Genomic DNA, 17,296 nt, shown 5'->3' on the forward strand with positions numbered 1-17,296 from the left:
GCAGGAGCAAGGCGCACGGGAGACGGGGGAGGGGAGTAGGTGGATCGGAGTATGAAGAAGAAGGATGACGACAAGCTCAACCACGCGTCGCACAGGCGCGTCGAGGGCGAGTCCCTCGTCTACGAGGCCGGCACACGAAGGCGCTCACCGCATTCCGGCGGGCCCTGGAACTTCACCGTCAGATCGGCGCCCGGCGGGATCAGGCCGACTGCCTGGAGAAGTACCGTCATGTCCTGCGTGCGATGGGCCGGGACGACGAGGCCCGCGCATAAGAGGCCCGGGTCTGCGGGACGGATGCGGCCGTCCCGCAGACCCGGGCCCGAAGGCTCCTGCTCAAGAGCCCTGCCTTCGATACGTCTCGCTCTACAGGCTCTCGGAGATGCCGGTCAGGCGTTTCGCGGTCATTCTGAGGGCGCGCTCCTTGGCCACAAAGCCGGCGCCCACGCGGCCGATTGCCGCCACCCAGGGAGTTTTCGGCACCGACTCGACCCGCACAGCGCTCGCGCCGTTCTCGGCGGGAGCGACCTGCACCCGGATGGTTGATCCGTAGTCTCCGTCCAGGACGAGAGCCGACGGGCGGGAGTCAATGAACAGGCAGTTGCTTCCGGTGGCATAGACCCGCATTCCCCCAGTCTGCGCCGCAGCCCGTCCGTAGGCCTCCAGAACCGTCGCCGGGGGCGCCAGAAGTACCCGTTCCTCATAATGCATCGGGTCGAAGCCGTCCGGAGAGCACGGCGGACCGAATCCTCTCATGGTGAGGTAGGCCTGCACTCCCAGGGCGACCAGACCGATGACCAGAATGACGGCTACCACGGCGTCAACCCTTCAGAGGGGTTGTGGTGACGCTGGCACCGGGGTCGAGGCGCTGCATCTCGTTGACGAAGGAGCTCAGGCGCATGCGCAGGGTGTATGCCTTGTTCGGCATGCCGTGCTTCTCGGTCCAGCGCAGCACCTCGACACAGGCCCTGCACCTGCCCCCCTCCTGCCTGACTTCGAGCCCGATCTGCTGGCGAATACCCGTCACCAGCGGGCTCTGCGCGATCATCGGGTTCCCGTCATCGACGATCTTCCACGTGCTCCCCGCCACCTTGCGCACGAACGCGTCTCGAACCTGAGCCGGCGAGGCGCTGGTCACAATTGTACGGCTCGCCATTCCCGACATCAGGAACTTCGAATAGAAGTGCACCACGGCGAAGCACACACCAAAAATGACGATGACACCAATTACGCCTTCCACGACATCACTTTCCTCTCAACCACAGGACCCGCCCCGCTCAGGGGCCGGCGATTGGGACGGCCATTAATCTACGTCGCACCCCGCTCATCCACGAGTCTCATTTCTTATACACATCTCTTGAGGACCCGCCTCCGGGGCGCCTCGGATCGCCAGTCTCAATTCTTAGACCTTGACGACGTCGCCCGCGCGCCGTGCAATGATGGGTCGGGACCCCGCCGAGGAGGCACCATGGATGACGTCTGCTCCGTTATCGTCATTGACGACAACGCGCTCGTCGCGCACAGCTGTCAGCACATGTTCAACGAGGCCGGACTGCCGTGGACGGTCACCCGGTTCGGACGCCTGCGCGACGTCGTATGGCCCGAGGGCCGCACCCTCGCGATCCTCGACCTGCACCTCGACGACGGCAGCCGGCCCGCAGAGATCATCGGGGAGCTCACGCGCCGCTCCATCCCCGTCGTCGTCTACACCTCTTGCGACGACCCAGTCCCGATCCGCGAGGCCATCGCCGCCGGGGCCGCGTCGGTCGTCAGCAGGGGCGCCGCGAACCAGGACCTCATCGACGCCGTCAGAGCCGCCCTGGAGGGCGGTCCCGGCGCCGGCCACGACTGGGCGCGCGCCCCGGAGAGGGACGAGAGCCCCGCCGCCGATGGCCTCAGCGACCAGGAGGTCCAGGTCCTCGCCCTGTACGCCGGCGGGATGAAGTCGTCCCGTGTCGCCCGCACCCTGGGCTTGTCCGTCCCCACCGTCAACACATGCATCGCGCGGATCAGGGAGAAGTATCGCAGAACCGGCCGCCCGACCGCCGGATCCTGAGGCGACCCACTCCCCCAGCGGCTCTGTGCAGCTACTCCGGCAAGAGGCGCGACCACGCCTCGAACTGCAGCAGGTGCCCCGCGTGCGGCACGCTGCGGAACAACGAGCAGGGCAGCAGCTGGTGCATCAGCTCTCGGGACCTGCGGTTGACCAGGAGATCGTTCTCCCCCATCACTACCGTCACACGCCGCTGCACGTCCTCCGGCAGCGTCGTCTCGAACGGGTTTCGTCGATAAATCAGCTCCGTCAGCGTATTCGCGGCCCGCTGACTCGTGTACTGCTCTTTCCTCCGTTCCGACTCGAGCGTCCAGGCCCAGGCGCTCCGATCGAGGGACGACAGGAGCAGCGCGGTCCTGGCCACCCGGATGCCGCTGGAGTTGTAGATCGGCCAGAAGAACCGCTCGGGTGCCCGGACGGACAGCAGGTGCAGAGCATTGGACAACCACGAGACCCGTGGCACCGGGCACCCGAGGATAACTCGCGTGCAGGTCGGCAGGAATCCCCGGCACATATACCAGTACAGCAATGACGAAGAATAGGAGTTGGCGACGATGACGTCGGGGGTTCGGCCGATCCTCCGCAGCGCCCGATCGCACCATCCGGCCAGATCATCGAAGCTCTTCGCCTCCAGAAAATCGGACCCGCCATGACCCGGAAGATCGATCGCATAGACGGCATAACCGCATCTCGCATATGCGCGCATAATCGGCAGCATGTCCATCTTGCCGCCCGTCACGCCGTGAAAGATCACCGCAGTGCGCGGCGCACCCGTGTCGCACTCCAGCCAGCCGATACCGCTTCTCCTCTGCTCTCGGCAGTCGAGCTCAAGCGCTATCTGCTGAAGAGAGTCGACTCTCCACATGTATGCACCTCATTAGCAACAGGGTCGCGTGCCGGTTGACGGTCACCCTATAATGATAGCATGCAGGTACTGCATATCGCCCTCGTGCTCGACGACACATACCCGGACTCTAGCGGGGTTAGCAGGTCCGTGCAAACTCAGATCGTCGAGCTGAACCGCGCCGGGCACAGTGTGACCCTGATCGCGCCGCGGACGCCGCTGGAGCCCCCGGAGAATGCGCGTACTATTGCCGCGCCATTCCACCGGCCGCCCGGGCTGCCGCCGCACACGACCATTTTATCGAGCAGCCCGCATTTGGCCAGACAAATCAGCGGGCAGCAGCGACTCGATGTGATTCACAGCCACACCGACGTCGGCGCGGTCATCCTAGCGGCGCGGATCGCGCGGCTTCAACGCATCCCCCACGTCCACACCTTTCACACCAACATCGCCGGCGCGCACACCAGGCAGGCGCTCACGCTGCTGGCCAGCCTCGGGTACCGGCTGAGAGCGCACCAACTGGCGTCGCTCCGCGGCCGTTCTCCTCGCCCCGGCCCGCGACCATCGGGCGGCGTCCTGTCCGGCGAGTCGGCCATCGGCCGCTTCGACTGGCGCACCCAGGCCCTGATAGCCGCCTCCGTTGACGCGTTCACCACGCCGTCGGGCTTCATGCAGCGCTACATCCGGGCGGCGGCCCCCGACCGCACGCCGCTGTCGGGCCGAGTCATACCGACCGGTTACAGCCGTTCGCTCGAATCGATCATCGCCGGCACGCACCGCAAGCGCCACGACGGCGCCATCCGCTTCATCAGCGTCAGCCGCATCGCCAGGGAGAAACGACTCGACGTCATGATCGAGGCGTTCCGCCAGGCGGACATCCCTCACAGCCAGCTCATCATCGTCGGCGACGGCGCGGAGCTGCCGTCCCTCCGGGCGCGCGCCCGGAACATGCCGCAGGTCGTGTTCACCGGGCACATCGGCGACCAGGCGGAGCTCATCCAGCACCTCCGCGACAGCGACGTGTTCGTCCTGGCCTCGCACGGATTCGACAACCAGCCCATCTCCATCATCGAGTCCCTCGCCGCCGGCGTTCCGGTGCTGTACTGCGACGAGCGCCTCGACGTCGGCCTCCACCCGACGAACAGCCTGCTGGTCGGCCCGTCCCGAACCGCACTGGCCGACGGCATGGTGGCGCTGGCGGACAGCGGTCGACGCCGGGCGCTGGCGGCGGGCACGTCGTCGGTCTTCGCCGAGCTGTCCCCGGAGGCCACCGCCCGCGCCTACATCCAGCTCTATGAGACTGCGATCGCCGACCGGTCGAGGGCGAAGGCGAGGGCATAAGGCCCGTCACGGCGGAAGAACGGCGGGAGGACACCAGAAGAGCGCCGGGAGGGAGGACGGAGCGCCGTCGCGTTCCCGTCGCAGTCTGTGACCTCAATGTGAGAAACCTTAGTATAATTATACTGTTTCGATTCTGCTGACGCTATGCACCCATGCCCGCAGCACCATCTCGCCGTCGGGCCCGGGGCCCGCGAGGAGACGCTATGGATACCGGGTGCACCAGCAGCCGCGGCCCGATCAACGAAGACGAGTGATCACCTCCCATGTCCGCCCCAACGAGTGCCCTGACCAGCTCGCCGCCGTGGCTCGCCACCGGCCCCCACTCCCTGCGGATGCGCAGACTCGTCGTCGCCATGGCGGTGGCCACCACGCTCATGTCGGCCTGCTTCATCACGCCATCGATCCGCATTATGGCGCAGACCGCGCACCGGCCGCTCTTCTGGGCCCTGCTGCCCGCCCTGCTGATCCCGCCGCTGGTCGCCGGGGGCGCAGTGCTGGCCCACGTGCTGGCCCGCCCGGTGAACCGCCGACGCCGACCGGGACCGGCGGCCACGCCGGCACCCCGCCCCACAACCGCGCCGGCACCCCGCCCCACAACCACGCCGGCGCTCCGCCCCACGGCCGCGGCCGCCGCGGTCACCAGCACGGACCGCGTATGGCAGACGGCCCTCCTGGCGCTCCTCGTCGGCTACGCGGCCCTCGTCCTGCTGGCGGCCTGGCTCCCGGTGCTGCCGTCCTACCACCGGTCGGACACCGCGCCCGCCCCCAACCCGCTGGTCGACTACTACGTCACCGCCGCGGTGGCGGCCACCGCGGTCCTGCCCCCTCGGGGCCGGTTCGCCTACGTGATCATGCTCGCGCCGCTCCTTCTGGCGACCTACCCTCCGAGCGGGGCCGGCCCGACACACATCGCGGTGGAGGAGGTCGCCCTCTACCTGGCCACCTGCCTGGGCGACATGGGGGTGCTCACGTGGCTGCTCCGCCAGGCGGACACCCTGGACGAGGCCGATGCCCGGCGCCGCGCGCTCCTCATCGACCTGCGCACCGAGCAGTCCCGCTCGAAGGCGCGCCGGCTCAGCGACGACTTCGTCCACGACCACATCCTGTCGGTCCTGAAGTCCGTCCCCACCGTGCCGGCGACCTCCCCCCGGCTGCGCCAGAGCGCCCGCGAGGCCCTGGCCTCGCTGGACGTGGCCGCCGACCGGCAGGCGGCCACGCGCAGCGCCTCGAGGCTCTTCGGCGCTCTGAGCGGGCGGCTGCGGGCGATCGGGGGCGACGGCGTCGTCGTCTCCAGCTCGATCGACCGGGACCCGCCCGTGCCCCGCAGCGTCGCGCAGGCCTTCGAGGGGGCCGCGGCGGAGGCGCTGCGCAACTCCCTGGCCCACGCCGCCGGCGCCGCGCCGGAGCGGGGAGCCTCGGACGGGGTCACGCGCACCGCCACGCTGCGCAGCGACCCGGACGGCGTCGTCGTCACCATCTCCGACGACGGCCGCGGCTTCGACCCCGATCGCACGCCCCTGGACCGGCACGGCATCACCGGATCGATCGTGGCGCGCATGCACGACGTCGGCGGCACCGCCCGCATTGACGCCGCGCCGGGCGCCGGCACCACCGTGACCCTCACCTGGACGGACCGCGCCCGGCGCCCGGCCGAGCCGGAGCCCGCCGGCCCGCGCCCGGGACGCCCCGCCGGCCCGGCGCCGGCCGCGGCCTCGCCGCTGTCCCTGTCGGCGTGCATGGAGGCCCCGATCACGCGGGTCGTTCTCGCCTGCCTTCTCGCCCTCTACGTCCTCATCGTCATTCTGGAGGTGCGGGCGAGGCCGTACCGGCACCCTGCCCTGGTCATTATCGGATTCATCGCCGTATCGATCGGCGCATTCCTCATGCTCAGGTCGTGGCCGAGGCACAGCATGCCCGACCTGGTTGCCGACCTGATCGCCGCGGTCGCAGGGGGCGCCAACGCACTCGTCCTGTTCCAGATCGCCGACGCGGAGTGGTCCGGCTACGCCTCATGGTGCACCGGCGCGGGCACCATGCTGTGCTGCGGGCTCCTGGCCAGGGAGCGGCCGCGCCAGGCATGGGCCGGCTTCGCCCTGATCGCGGCGACGTCCGCCGCCTGGATCCTGGCGACCGGCCGCGGCCCGGGCATGATCCTGACCTACGTCTCCGGGCAGCTCATCGTCCTGTGCATCTGGTACGGCATTGCGCGCACGTCGGTGGCCCTGGCCACGGCGACCGCCGCCAGCGAGGCGATCAGCGCCGAGGTGACCGCCCGTCGCCACGCCGAGCAGGAGAGCGAGGCGCTCATGCAACAGGCCACGGACTCGGTCCGCGAACGTGTCGAGCCCATCCTGACCGACATCGCCTCCGGCCGACCGATCACCCCCGGCCTGCGCGTGCAGGCGCAGATGCTCGAGGTCGAGCTGCGCGACGAGCGCCGCGCCCCCTTCTTCACCGGCACCGACGTCGTCGATGCCGCGCGCGCCGCCCGAGCCCGCGGCATCGACGTCATCCTCCTCGACGACCGGGGCGCGGACACGGACCTGTCCGACGACGTCCGGGAGGCCGTCATCGCCCACGCCGTCCGAGCACTGGGCGGCGCCGCCGGCGGGCGCGTCGTCGTCCGGCTCCTCCCGCTGCGCCAGCGCCCCATGCTCATGTCCGTCGTCACTACCGACAGCATCCTCCTCGTCACCGCAGACGGCCGGCCCGCCGCGCCGGCGCCCGCCTGAGCCCGGGCGCCGGCGGCGGAGGAGGCCAGGCAACATGCGCGACCGAGGGGACATATGCATGCAGGGGCGGCGCAGGATACCATCATGCTCTATGGCAACCAAGAATGCCGGTGCGATACCATCAGCCCTCCCCCATCCCGAACTTCCGCTGACGTCTTGCGCCCGTCCCCTGCCCCCCGCGCGTCGAGCCCGGACCACCCTCAAGGAGGCACCATGGACGCCGAGTGCTCCATCCTGGTCATTGACGACCACGAGATGATCGCGCAAGGCTGCCAGAACGAATTCGCCCGAGCCGGGCTGACATGGACAGTCAGCTGGTTCAGGAGTCTGCGCGACGTCGTGTGGCCGGCAGGCCGCGCCCTGGCGATCCTCGACCTGCGCCTGAACGACGGCACCCGGCCCGCGGAGGTCATCCAGGAGCTCGCGCGCCGCTCCATCCCCGTCGTCGTCTACACCTCCGGCGAGGCCCCCGACCTCATCAGGGAGGCCACCGCCACCGAGGCCGTCATGGCGATCATCAACAAGACCGCGCCCACCCGCGAGCTCATCGAGGCCATCGAGGCCGCCCTGGAGGGCCGCCCCAGCGCCAGCCTCGACTGGGCGCGCGCCCTGGAGGAGGACGAGAACTTCGTCGGGCAGCACCTCAGCGAGCGGGAGGCCCAGGTCATCACCCTGTACGCCAACGGGATGCAGGCCAGCACGGTCGCCCGTGCCCTGGGGCTGTCGGTCAACAGCGTCAACCAGTACGTCGCGCGCATCAAGGAGAAGTACCGCGCCGCCGGCCGCCTGACGACCAACTCGCGCGTCGCCCTGTTCAAGGAGGTCGCCCGCGACGGCCTGATCAGCTACTACGAGTAACCGCCGCCCATGACGACATCCTCCGCCAAGGAGCTCGCCGGAGAACTCGCCGCCCCCTCGTCCGGGCTCGCGCCTGGCCCCTACGTCCTGCGGATGCGCAGGCTCGTCGTCGTCACCGCCGCGACCGCGGCCGTGGTGGCGGAGTTCTTCGCCGCGCCGTCCATGCCGGTCGTGCCGCCCATCCGGACCGCGCTCGCCCAGATCCACCAGCCGCCCTGGGCCGTGACGCTCGCCCTGCTGCTCCCGCCGCTGATCGCCGGCGGCGCGGCCGCTATCGGGCTGGCGGGCCCTGCGACGCACCCCGGGTCCGACGAGGGCCGCGCACCCGTACCGTCCCGCGGGGCCCGAGCCGCAGCCGCGGACCGCGTGTGGCGCGCGGTCCTGCCGGCGGTCCTCATCGGGTACGCGGCCCTCGTCCTGCTGGCCGCCGGGCACCCGCTCCCTCCGGCCGGCGGCGCGCCCGACGCAGTGCCCGTCCCCAACCCGCTGACCTGCTACTACCCCGCCGCCGCGGTGGCGGCCACCGCCGTCCTGCCCACGCGCGGCCGGTTCGCCTACGTGGCGGCCCTGCCCCTTCCCCTGACGTGGACCTACCCCGCTCACAGCGGCTACCCCGCGCAGTCCCCGCTCGAGGAGGTCCTGGTCTGCCTGGCCTTCAATCTGGGCACCATGGGGGTGCTCGCGTGGCTGCAGCAGCAGGCGGCCGCCCTGGACGAGTCCGGCGCCCGCCGCCGCACCCTGGTCGCCCGGCTCCGCATCGACGAGTCGCGCTCCCGGGCGCAGCGGGAGGCTGACGACTTCGTCCACGACCACATCCTGTCGGTCCTGAAGTCCGTCCCCACCGTGCCGGCGACCTCCCCCCGGCTGCGCCAGAGCGCCCGCGAGGCCCTGGCCTCGCTGGACGTGGCCGCCGACCGGCAGGCGGCCACGCGCAGCGCCTCGAGGCTCTTCGGCGCTCTGAGCGGGCGGCTGCGGGCGATCGGGGGCGACGGCGTCGTCGTCTCCAGCTCGATCGACCGGGACCCGCCCGTGCCCCGCAGCGTCGCGCAGGCCTTCGAGGGGGCCGCGGCGGAGGCGCTGCGCAACTCCCTGGCCCACGCCGCCGGCGCCGCGCCGGAGCGGGGAGCCTCGGACGGGGTCACGCGCACCGCCACGCTGCGCAGCGACCCGGACGGCGTCGTCGTCACCATCTCCGACGACGGCCGCGGCTTCGACCCCGATCGCACGCCCCTGGACCGGCACGGCATCACCGGATCGATCGTGGCGCGCATGCACGACGTCGGCGGCACCGCCCGCATTGACGCCGCGCCGGGCGCCGGCACCACCGTGACCCTCACCTGGACGGACCGCGCCCGGCGCCCGGCCGAGCCGGAGCCCGCCGGCCCGCGCCCGGGACGCCCCGCCGGCCCGGCACCGGCCGCGGCCTCGCCGCTGTCCCTGTCGGCGTGCATGGAGGCCCCAATCACGCGGGTCATCGCCGTGTGCGTGCTCGCCATCTGCACCTACGTCCTTCTCCTGGAGGTGCGGGCGGGATCCTACCGACGGCCCGCGCCGGTCATCGGGGGACTCGGCGCCATGTCGGCTGCCGCGCTCCTCATGCTCAGGGCATGGCCGAAGCAGCGCATGCCGCGCCGGGCGGCCGCATGGGCGGCGGTCCTCATCGGCGCGGCGAATCCGGCCGTCCTGTTCCAGATCGATGTCGCGGGGTGGCCCGGCTGCGCCGCGTGGTGCACCGGTGCGGGGGCGGCCCTGTGCTGCGGGCTCCTGGCGCGGGATCGGATCCGGGAAGCGTGGGCCGGCCTCGGACTCCTCGTGGCCACCTCCGGCGTCTGGACCTTGGCGACGGGCTGGGACCCGACCATGATCCTGACCTGGATGGCGGGGCAGATCATCCCGGTGTGCCTGTGGCGCGCGATCGCGCGCCTGTCGGTCGCTCTCACCGCAGCCACCGCCGAGAACGAGACGATCGGGGCCGAGGCGGCCGCCCGTCGCCGCGCCGAGCAGGAGAGCCAGAGGCTCATGCGACAGGCTATGGACTCGGTCCGCGAACGCAGCACGCCCGTCCTCACCGCCGTCTCCTCCGGACGGCCGAGCACGCCCGCCCTGTGCGCGCAGGCGCGCATGCTCGAGGCCGAGCTGCGCGACGAGCGCCGGGCCCACGTCTTCACCGGCACCGACGTCGTCGATGCCGCGCGCGCCGCCCGCACCCGCGGCATCGACGTCACTCTCCTCGACGACAGGGGGCCGGCCGAGAAGGCCGCGGGCCGGATCCGGGACGCCGTCATGACCCGGGCCGTTCAGGCGCTCGACAGGGCCGACGGGGGGCGTGTCATCATCCGGCTCCTCCCGCCCCGTCAGCGCCCGGAGTTCATGTCCGTCGTCACCGCCGACGACGTCGTCCTCATCGGGGAGGACGGCCGCCCCGTCACGCGGGCGCCCGCGTGAGCGGCTGGGCGGGGGCGGCGATCGGCTCGTGCCCGGGTAGCGCCAGAACGCTTACTACGCTCCTTTGTCCCTTACTGTACGAGGAGAAGAAGCGTAGTAAGGGGCAAAGAGGCGTAGTAAGTGCCGCAGGGGGTGGGAGGCGTGTGCGGGGCGAGCAGCCGCGCGCGCCCGGCCCCGCCCGACACCCTGCGGGATCCACCACTGCGGGAGCTCTCACCATCACCTTGATTGACACGTGTCTAACTTCCATCTATGTTGGCCACATGTCCAACAAGAGTGGCTCGCGTCTTGCCCCCGAGGAACGCCGCAGCCAGATCCTCGGCGTCGCCGCGGAGCACTTCGCCCGCTACGGCGTCATCGGCACCTCCGTGAGCGCGGTGGCCAAGGCGGCGGGCGTGACCCGCGCCCTCGTCTACCACTACTTCCCGGGCAAGGAGGATCTCCTGCGCGCCGTCCTCGAGTCCGAGGCGGACCAGCTCCTCGCGGACACGGACATCGACCCGAGTCTGAGCCCGCGGGACAACGCCGAGGCGGCCCTGCGCGCCTACCTCGCCCGATTCCACTCCGCCAGCGGAGGCCTGCGCGAGCTCTACGCGACCGGCGACCCGGCGGGGATCAGCACCGTCGTCGAGCGCAGCCGAAGCACGCATATCGAGCGCATCCTCGCTCTGACGGGGGCGGAGGACACCCCGGCAACGCGCCGCAACCTTCACGCCTGGCTCGTCTTCGTCACGGCTATCGGCCAGGACATCGCCGACGCCGGCCCCGCCGAGCAGGGCGAGGCCATCGGCCTGTGCCTGTCCGTCCTGGCCACCGTCCTGGGACGCGACCTCGAGGCGACCGACACCGGCTCCTGAGCCGCCCCGTCCCAGCGGCAGCCACTCGCCCGCACATTCACAGAGCGACTATCACCCCCCGCCCGACGGCGTCGGGCCCGATACTCGCGCACCTTAAGGAGAACACCATGAAGCTCACCATCATCGGAGCCACGGGCAACGTCGGCTCCCGCATTCTGTCGCGAGCCCTCGCAGCCGGTCATGACGTCAGGGTCGTGGCCCGCCGCCCCGAGGCGATCGCGGCCGCCCCGAACCTGTCCGTCATCCGGGGGTCGGCCACCGACTCGGAGACCATCGCCCAGGCGGCCCGGGACGCCGACGCCGTCGTCGTGGCCATCACCGGCAAGCCCTCGGACAAGTCCTTCATGCAGACCAACCTGCCCGGGGTGATCGAGGGCCTCAAGAGTGCCGGGGCGCCGCGCCTCGTGCTCGTCTCCGCCTTCGGAGCGGGCGACACGGCGGGCAAGGCCTCCTGGTACATGCGGTTCGTCTACCGCCACGTGCTCGGCGGCTTCATGGCGGACAAGGACGCCTCGGACAGGCTCCTCCAGGCCTCGAGCCTTCCGTGGACGATTCTCTACCCGGTCAACCTCAAGGACGCCGCCGCCACCGGCACGGCCGTGACCCTGCCCCTGGACCGGGTCGCCAAGGTGCCGGGCCTGCCGACGCTCTCCTTCGACGATGCCGCAGCCCAGATCCTCGCGGCCGCCGAGAACCCGGACACGCGCGGTCAGCGCCTCCTCGTGACCACGGAGAAGGGGTTCCGCCGGGCCTGAGACCTGACTCACGACGGCTTGGCGAGGCTTGCCGGTTGGTGCTGATTCTTCGTCGGGATGGCGCGGTGCGCGGCAGCACCTGCCCGGGCGTCCTCCGCGCACTGCCTCAGCCACGAGCCGGCCGCCCTCGTGCACGGCCCGACTGTACGCGCGCAGGAGCCGGACGTCAGCGTCGTCGTGCCATACAAACCGCGCCGTCGAAGCACGCCCGGCAGCAGCCCACTCCCTCTGCCTCTGCATTGCGCCCCCTCCTGCGTCGAGATAGACATTCTCGTACGAGGTAGGCGGTGTCACCGTCTATCTCGTACGAGAATGTCTATCTCGACGGGGCGCAGCGGTGTTGCGGGCCCGAGCCGAGCCCCGTCCGACCCGCGAAGTCGTACCCCGGCCCACGAGCTCGTACCCTAAGCGCCGCGGCCGTACCTTGAAGGTACGACCGCGGCGCCTGAGACGACCGGGCGCGCAGGGGTACGGGGGTACGGCCTCGCGGACGCCAGCAAGGCCGGAAAGCCGGCCGTCAGCGCGCGGCGACGACGTTGACCTCGAGGGGGGCGACGACGTCGGGGTGCAGGCGCACCGAGGCGCTGTGACGACCGGTGGACTTGATCGGAGGGACGACCTCGATCTTGCGGCGGTCCAGGGCCGGACCGTCCGCATCCTTGACGGCCTGGGCGAGGTCGGCGGTCGTGACGGCGCCGAAGAGGCGGCCGTTCACGCCGGCGGTGGCGGTGACCGTGACGACGTTCTCGGTCAGCCAGGCGCGGGCGGCCTGAGCCTGGTCCAGGGAGGCGATGGCGCGCTTGCGGCGGGCCTCGGCCATCTGGTCGATCTGGCGCTGGGCGCCCTTGGTCCACGGCGTCGCGAGCTTGCGGGGAATGAGGTAGTTGCGTGCGTAGCCGTCCTTGACCTCGACGACCTCACCGGCCTCACCGAGGTGAGACACGTCGTGCGTGAGAATGAGCTTGGTGGTCATTCCTTCCTCCTCCCGTCAGCGAGCAGAGCTTGAGTAGGGCAGCAGCGCCATCTCGCGGGCGTTCTTAACGGCCTTGGCGATCTTGCGCTGGTCCTGGACGGACACGCCGGTGACGCGGCGCGCGCGGATCTTGCCGCGGTCGGAGATGAACTTCCGCAGCGTGGCGGTGTCCTTGTAGTCGATAGCGCCGACCTTGATGGCCTTGATGGGGCCAATCTTCTTCTTCGGCTTACGAAGCTGGGGCTTCGCCATAGTTCGGTACTCCTTGCTTCAAGCGCCTCGGGCGCTCATGGTGCCAAGCGCTCCAGGCGCTCATGCGAGATGTGATGTGTGCGCGGCGCCGGCCGGCGGCGCACTGCGCGATGAGGGCCGGCCTGGCGGACCGAAGCCGTCGTCGGCCCGACCCGCGGCGCCCCCGGAGGATCAGAACGGGGGCTCGTCGCCGAAGCTGGTCGCCCCGCCCGTGGCCCACGGGTCGTCCGAGGCGCCACCGGCCGGAGCGTTGTACGTCGGCTGCTGGCCGCCGCCCCCGCCGTAGCCGCCCTGGCCGCCGCCGTTGTAGCCGCCGGAACCCCCCTGGCTGGGGGCGCCCTGGTTCTGCTGGTAGCCGCCCTGGCCGCCACCGCCCTGGTAACCGCCGCCGTAGCCGCCGCCGCGCTCATTGCGCGTGACCTGGGCGCGGGCGCGGAACAGCGACGGACCGACCTCGCAGTTCTTCAGCTCGTAGACGGTGCGCTGCTCCCCGGACTGGGTCTGGTAGGAGCGCTGGGACAGGTTGCCCTGGACGATGACGCGCATGCCCTTCTTCAGGGACTCGCCCGCATTCTCGGCGGCATCGCGCCACAGCTCGCACCCCAGGAAGAGCGGGTCGCCGTCCGACCACTCGCCCGTCTGACGGTTGCGGACGCGCGGGGTCGAGGCCACCCTGAACGAGCACACGGGGATGCCGCTGCTGGTGTACCGCAGCTCGGGGTCCGCGGTGAGGTTTCCAATGACGGTGATGGTGGTCTCGCCAGCCATGCTTCTCTCCGTTCCCGGTCGGTCTCAGGCCTCGGGACGCAGGAGCTTGGTGCGCAGAACGGACTCGTTGAGGCCGAGCTGGCGGTCGAGCTCCTGGGCGGTCTCGGGCGCGGTGGTCATATCGACGACGACGTAGAAGCCCTCGGACTTCTTCTTGATGTCGTAGGCGAGACGGCGCTTGCCCCAGATGTCGATCTTGTCGACCGTGCCCCCGTTGCTGGGGACGACCTGCAGCAGCTTCTCGAGCGACTGCGCAATGGTGCGCTCATCCGTCTCGGGCTCGAGAATGATCATGATCTCGTAGTGACGCATGCTTGGTACCCACCTCCTCTGGACTCAAGCGGTCACGGCCTTTCCGTGACAGGAGGGTGATGCGTGTGGCCGCGCCGCCGACCGGATGCCCGACGACGGGGCTGACTTCCGCACACTACCGGAGACGGTGCGCCGCCCGGAAGGCGGGCACCCCTCCGGGCGGCGTGCGGTGCGCCACGATGGACCGCGGGCGCGCGAGGAGCGCAGCGCCCGGCCGCGGCTCGGGGCAGCTCACGACGACGGGGCGGGAGCCGGGGCCCGCCCCGCGACGTCGTCAGCGGCCGCCCTGGCCGCCGCCGCCTTGGCCGCCGCCGCCTTGGCCGCCGCCGCCTTGGCCGCCACCTCCCTGGCCGCCGCCGCCTTGGCCGCCGCCGCCTTGGCCGCCGCCGCCTTGGCCGCCGCCGCCTTGGCCGCCGCCGCCTTGGCCGCCGCCGCCTTGGCCGCCGCCGCCTTGGCCGCCGCCGCCTTGGCCGCCGCCGCCTTGGCCGCCACCTCCCTGGCCGCCGCCGCCTTGGCCGCCACCATTCTCGCCATTGCCATTGTCAATGCCGCCGCCGCCTGTGCCGCCACCCTGGCCACCGCCAGTGCCGCCGTTGTCAATGCCGCCGCCACCCTGGCTGCCGCCGTTGCCGGGGGCCTCGGTCCTGCCCTGGCCGGGCCCGACGGGCTGCTCGGGGACGGTCGTGGGCTCGGGGGCCTGCGGCTGCTGGGGCTCGGGAGTGCTGTTGTCCACCTCGGCGGGCGCCGGGGTCCCGTTGTCGAGGGCACCCGCCTGGTAGGACCCTTGGGTGCGATCGGGGAACTCCTCGACCGGAAGGTCCTTCAGGGCGGTAGTCATGTAGTCGGTGAAGATGTCGGCCGGATAGGTCGATCCGGTGATCTCGTCGTACTTGCCCCAGGGGGTGATCGACTCCTCCTCACCGTTCGCGCCGGCCTGGTAGAGGGTGACCGCGGTGGCGATCTGCGGGGTGTACCCGGCGAACTGGGCGGACTTGTTGTCGCTGGACGAGCCGGTCTTGGCCGCAACGGGGCGCCCCAGGCTCTGGGCGGTCTTGCCCGAGCCGTTGTTGACCACCTGCTGCATGGCATAGGTCGCATCGGCCATGACGCCGTCGGAGAAGACCTTCTCCCCGTCGGTGGAGGGCGTGTAGGACACCGATCCCGCGCCGTTGGTCACCGTGGAGACGATGTGGGTGTCGCGCCGCGTCCCCTGCGAGGCGAAGGTGGCGTAGGCGGTGGCGATGTCAAGGGTGTGCGGGGAGGCCGATCCGAGCACGTTCTGAAGGTAGGAGTTCATGCCGACCGTGTCGTCGGGGTATCCCGCGCGTGTGGCGACCTCGTTGGTGGCATTGGGCCCGACGTCGCGGTTGAGCTGGACGTAGGCGGTGTTGACCGAGTCGGTCGTGGCCTGGATCAGGTTGATCCGGGGGTACTGCGCGCCCTGGAAGTTGGTGAAGGTGCCATCGCCGATCTGCATGGGCGAGGACCCGTCATAGCTGTTGGACAGGGTCAGCCCGCCCTCCAGCCCGGCGATGAGCGCGAAGGGTTTGAAGGTACTGCCCGCCTGGGCGACGGCCTGGGTCGAGGAGTTGACCTGGTCGGTCAGGTAGTCCGAACCGCCGTACAGAGCCAGAATGCCGCCGTTCGTGGCATCGACGGACACCAGCCCCACGTGCAGGTTGTCCGCGTGCCCCTCGGGAAGGTTCTTGACGGCCTCGACGGCGGCATCCTGGTCGTCCTTGTTAATAGTGGTGACGATGTTCAGGCCGCCGGTATCGATCTGCTGGTCGCTCAGGTTGGCCCCGTTCTCGTCCCGGAGCTCGTTGCGCACCATCTGGAGGAGGTAGCCGTTCGGTCCCTCGTAGGTCTCGGTGCTCTCCGAGCTCACGGTCTGGGGGTAGGTCGCGGAGTCGTGCTGCTCCTGGGTGATGTAGCCGTCCTCGAGCATGAAGTCGAGGACGCGCTGCCATCGCTCCTTGGCCTTGTCGGGGTTGATGGCGGGATCCCAGGTGGACGGCGCGGGCAGGATGCCGGCCACCAGCGCCGCCTCGGAGACGGTCATCTCGGAGGCCGGGTGCCCGAAGAACTCGTTGGAGGCGGCCTCGATGCCGTAGGCGCCCCGCCCGAAGTAGACCGTGTTGAGGTAGGAGCCCAGGATCTTCTTCTTATTCATCTCCCGGTCGATCTTGATGGCCATAATGGCCTGCTTGAACTTGCCGGAGTAGGAGGACGTCGTGTCCACGTAGTAGTTCTTGACGTACTGCTGCGTCAAGGTGGACGCTCCCTGGCGGTCCCCGCCGCGCATATTGTTCACGAAGGCGCGGATAATACCCTTAGGATCAACACCGTTGTTGGAGTAGAATGTGCGGTCCTCACTGGCGACGACGGCGTTGCCGACGTAGTCGGGCAAGCCGCTGGTATCGATAATGGTGCGGTCCACGTCTGCGAACTCGCCCATCTTGGTGGTGCCGTCGGCGTAGTAGACGGTGGTCGTCTGGGCCTGGGCGAACTCGCTGGGCTCGGGGACCTTGACCATCGCGTAGGCGACGGCGAACGCCCCCACGGCCAGGATGATGAGCAGCAGGAAGCTCCCCAGGTAGAAGCGCCACCCGGGGATCCAGCGCATCACCGGGCCCTTGCCGGCGCGCGGGTAGTTGATCCAGCGACGGCGCCTGGTGGCCTCCTGCCGGACACCGGGTCGCCCGCCCGCCTTCTTCCCGCGGGCGCCGCCCACGGGGACGGGCCCGGTCTGCCGAGCACCGCCCTGGCCGGTGTAGCGGCTCGCGGCCTGAGCCAGCTTCGTGCCCTTCGGTCGCTTGCCCTTGTTAGCGGAGTCTGCCACGCGGTCCTCATTTCTGTGCGGACGACGGCGCACTGCCGTCACGGACTGTCGTCAAGTATGGCGGCTTCGGCGTGCCATGAACAGCGGGAAGCGCCTGCGAGACTCCCGAATGAAACCCATGACCCGCGCCCCTCCCCGCCGTCGGGTCGCGGGCGCCCCACCGTCCACCCGGCCTCGGCGCTGCCGGCAATCGCGCAGAACGGCGCGGTTCCCCCTCACTGCCGAGCCTGGGCCTGCCGCCCCGGCGTCGTCGTCGCCCCATGCGCC

At 70.5% G+C, this 17,296-nt stretch carries 15 protein-coding genes; 7 read left to right on the top strand and 8 right to left on the bottom strand.

The genetic code is table 11. The annotated features are described in order from the left end of the window. Positions 1 to 363: 363 nt before the first annotated feature. Positions 364 to 813, bottom strand: coding sequence for a hypothetical protein (locus AIF0345_RS16150; RefSeq protein WP_268917734.1), 450 nt, complete (start codon positions 811 to 813; stop codon positions 364 to 366). A 4-nt stretch (positions 814 to 817) separates the two neighbouring features. After that, the gene (locus tag AIF0345_RS16155; protein WP_268917733.1) at positions 818 to 1,237 is read right to left on the bottom strand and encodes a hypothetical protein; all 420 of its coding nucleotides are present in this window, start codon (positions 1,235 to 1,237) and stop codon (positions 818 to 820) included. Positions 1,238 to 1,465: 228 nt separating this feature from the next. On the opposite strand from AIF0345_RS16155, the gene AIF0345_RS16160 reads away from it, so the two are divergent. Beyond that, positions 1,466 to 2,053, top strand: coding sequence for a LuxR C-terminal-related transcriptional regulator (locus AIF0345_RS16160; RefSeq protein WP_285296728.1), 588 nt, complete (start codon positions 1,466 to 1,468; stop codon positions 2,051 to 2,053). Positions 2,054 to 2,084: 31 nt separating this feature from the next. On the opposite strand, the gene AIF0345_RS16165 is transcribed toward AIF0345_RS16160, so the two are convergent. Then, positions 2,085 to 2,915, bottom strand: coding sequence for an alpha/beta fold hydrolase (locus AIF0345_RS16165; protein ID WP_268917731.1), 831 nt, complete (start codon positions 2,913 to 2,915; stop codon positions 2,085 to 2,087). 60 nt (positions 2,916 to 2,975) lie between these two features. Between AIF0345_RS16165 and AIF0345_RS16170 the strand changes: the two genes are divergently transcribed. From AIF0345_RS16170 to AIF0345_RS16195, 6 genes are all read left to right on the top strand, one after another. Beyond that, positions 2,976 to 4,235 (top strand): glycosyltransferase, encoded by a 1,260-nt coding sequence (locus AIF0345_RS16170; RefSeq protein WP_285296729.1) that lies wholly within the window; start codon positions 2,976 to 2,978, stop codon positions 4,233 to 4,235. 263 nt (positions 4,236 to 4,498) lie between these two features. Continuing rightward, positions 4,499 to 6,967: a sensor histidine kinase gene (locus AIF0345_RS16175; RefSeq protein WP_285296730.1), complete on the top strand. Its 2,469-nt coding sequence runs from the start codon at positions 4,499 to 4,501 to the stop codon at positions 6,965 to 6,967. Between the two features lie 213 nt (positions 6,968 to 7,180). Continuing rightward, positions 7,181 to 7,825 (top strand): response regulator transcription factor, encoded by a 645-nt coding sequence (locus AIF0345_RS16180; RefSeq protein ID WP_043564495.1) that lies wholly within the window; start codon positions 7,181 to 7,183, stop codon positions 7,823 to 7,825. 9 nt (positions 7,826 to 7,834) lie between these two features. Beyond that, positions 7,835 to 10,270 carry a sensor histidine kinase gene (locus tag AIF0345_RS16185; RefSeq protein ID WP_285296731.1) on the top strand — a complete coding sequence of 812 codons (2,436 nt, stop codon included), beginning with the start codon at positions 7,835 to 7,837 and terminating at the stop codon, positions 10,268 to 10,270. 263 nt (positions 10,271 to 10,533) lie between these two features. After that, on the top strand, positions 10,534 to 11,127 hold the full coding sequence (locus AIF0345_RS16190) for a TetR/AcrR family transcriptional regulator (protein ID WP_268917727.1): 594 nt from the start codon (positions 10,534 to 10,536) through the stop codon (positions 11,125 to 11,127). Between the two features lie 107 nt (positions 11,128 to 11,234). Beyond that, positions 11,235 to 11,882, top strand: a complete 648-nt coding sequence (locus AIF0345_RS16195; protein WP_268917726.1) for an NAD(P)-dependent oxidoreductase — start codon at positions 11,235 to 11,237, stop codon at positions 11,880 to 11,882. Positions 11,883 to 12,399: 517 nt separating this feature from the next. On the opposite strand, the gene rplI is transcribed toward AIF0345_RS16195, so the two are convergent. The 5 genes from rplI to AIF0345_RS16220 form a co-directional block, all read right to left on the bottom strand. Continuing rightward, positions 12,400 to 12,855 (bottom strand): 50S ribosomal protein L9, encoded by a 456-nt coding sequence (gene rplI / locus AIF0345_RS16200; RefSeq protein WP_285296732.1) that lies wholly within the window; start codon positions 12,853 to 12,855, stop codon positions 12,400 to 12,402. 15 nt (positions 12,856 to 12,870) lie between these two features. Next, complete coding sequence (gene rpsR / locus AIF0345_RS16205; RefSeq protein WP_043560285.1) at positions 12,871 to 13,107, bottom strand: 30S ribosomal protein S18; 237 nt, start codon at positions 13,105 to 13,107, stop codon at positions 12,871 to 12,873. Positions 13,108 to 13,278: 171 nt separating this feature from the next. Beyond that, positions 13,279 to 13,875, bottom strand: a complete 597-nt coding sequence (locus AIF0345_RS16210) for a single-stranded DNA-binding protein (RefSeq protein ID WP_285296733.1) — start codon at positions 13,873 to 13,875, stop codon at positions 13,279 to 13,281. A 24-nt stretch (positions 13,876 to 13,899) separates the two neighbouring features. After that, complete coding sequence (gene rpsF / locus AIF0345_RS16215) at positions 13,900 to 14,187, bottom strand: 30S ribosomal protein S6 (RefSeq protein ID WP_043560280.1); 288 nt, start codon at positions 14,185 to 14,187, stop codon at positions 13,900 to 13,902. 274 nt (positions 14,188 to 14,461) lie between these two features. Then, entirely contained in the window at positions 14,462 to 17,029 is a 2,568-nt protein-coding gene (locus AIF0345_RS16220; RefSeq protein ID WP_285296734.1) for a transglycosylase domain-containing protein, read from the bottom strand. Positions 17,030 to 17,296 lie beyond the last annotated feature (267 nt).

The organism is Actinomyces israelii (assembly GCF_030253495.1).
Lineage (GTDB): Bacteria > Actinomycetota > Actinomycetes > Actinomycetales > Actinomycetaceae > Actinomyces > Actinomyces israelii.